This window comes from Psychrobacter sp. 1Y4, assembly GCF_051847555.1.
This window is the reverse complement of record NZ_JBPYDE010001137.1, coordinates 1-522: the sequence shown is the minus strand read 5'-3', so window position 1 is coordinate 522 and position 522 is coordinate 1. Positions and strand designations below refer to the sequence as shown.

The 522-nt window shown below is 48.3% G+C and carries 1 pseudogene; it reads right to left on the bottom strand.

From position 1 onward, the window contains the following. A pseudogene (locus tag ACS8FC_RS20810) lies at positions 1-522 on the bottom strand (hypothetical protein); the annotation flags it as partial.

Genomic DNA, 522 nt, shown 5'->3' with positions numbered 1-522 from the left:
TGGCTGCGATACTGATGGTTCATCATCAGTAGATAGTGTTGTGGTCAACGGCTCTGTAGTGGTCACAGCTTCTGGTTCCGTTACTGTTGACTCAGGCGTTGCTGATACAGGCGTTTCAGATACAGGTGTTTCAGATACTATCTCTGACTCTTCTGGTGCTGTTTCAATCGATGCAGGCGTAGCACTTTCTGCGGCCGACAAGACATCGTCGATACCTGTCTCTTTGACTACTGGCTCTTGAGGCGCTGGTTCAGCCACTTCCGCTCTGTCAACTACAGGCGCACTTGCTGAATCTACTACGGTGTCTGAAGTAGTATCGACAGATGGATTCTCTGCATCCTCTGCAGCGGGTAAAATCTCTTCAATATTCGTTTGCTTTACGATTGGCTCGCTGACGATAGGCTCTTCGATGATATATTCGTCGTGCAAATTCTCAGTAGCTTCTGCTGGGGCAGTCTCATCACTGACACTACTTACTGCATCGTCAGTTATGACTGGCTCTAATGTCTCATCGGCTTTAGC